Here is a 1,174-nt window from a genome sequence, read left to right on the forward strand (position 1 = left end):
TGTCGGGCGACACGGCAAACTGACCCCCTGACGCCATGAGGACCTGACCCCCTCGAAGAGCGAGGAGGTCGAGATGATCAGGAACGAAGATCAGGCTCTTGAGCGGACGGACGATCCGCGGAGGGCCGAGATGAAGACGCCGGACGACGTATCGGCGATGGTGCGGCTGAAGGCGCTGGGCTGGGGTGCCAAGCGGATCGCGACCGAGCTTGGCTGTTCGAAGAACACGGTCAAGCACTGGCTCCGTCAGGGTGATTGGCGTCCCTCTAAAACGCCCTCACGATCGAAGCGGCTCGACGGCTTGACGGACTGGTTGGCCGAACGGTTCCGGCAGCATGCCGGCAACGCCGACGTCGTGCGCCAGGACCTCGCCAACGAGAAGGACATCCACGTCAGCCTGCGCACCGTGGAACGGGCTGTGGCGCCGTTGCGGCGGGACCTGGTGATCGCCGCGCGGGCGAGCGTGCGGTTCGAGACGCGGCCAGGCGAGCAGATGCAGATCGACTTCGGCGAGCGGCGGATCGAGATCGGCGGTGTGCCAACTCGGGTCTCGCTGTTCGTTGCGACGCTCGGTTACTCGCGTCGACTGCACGTGCGCGCCTTCGGCCACGAGCGGCAGGAGGACTGGTTCGCCGGATTGGAGAGCGCCTTCCAGGCGTTCGGCGGCGTGCCGCGTGAGGTGCTGCTCGACAATGCCCGCGCCCTGGTCCTGCACCATGACCCGGTCAGCCGCGAGGTCATCCTGCATCCGCGGTTGCATGCCTTCTCCCGGCATTGGGGCTTCCGGGTGCGGGCCTGCGCCCCGTACCGGGCGCGCACGAAGGGCAAGGACGAGCGCGGCGTTGGCTACGTCAAGAGGAACGCTGTGGCCGGCCACCGCTTCGCGAGCTTTGCCGCCCTGGAGGCGCATCTCGATGCCTGGACGCGGGATGTGGCCGACCGGCGCGCGCACGGCACGACCGGTGAGGCGCCGGGCGCGCGGTTCGCCCGGGACGAGGCCCGGGCGCTGCAGCCCCTGGCGGGTGTGCCGCCGTTCTCCGCCGCGCGCGATCTCGTGCGCCGGGTCGGGGCAGACTGCGCGGTCAGCGTCGACGGCAACGCCTATTCGGTGCCGTGGCGGCTGATCGGCGAGCGGGTTCGCGTCACCGTGAGCGGAGCGGTGGTGCGCGTCCAC

1 protein-coding gene is annotated in these 1,174 nt (G+C 69.8%); it reads left to right on the forward strand.

The window, feature by feature from the left end; genetic code table 11:
- Nucleotides 1-73 precede the first annotated feature (73 nt).
- Nucleotides 74-1,174 (forward strand): IS21 family transposase (gene istA / locus ACLBYB_RS32610; protein ID WP_447701354.1); only part of this gene is annotated, 1,101 nt, incomplete at its 3' end.

The organism is Methylobacterium sp. D54C, from assembly GCF_053345595.1.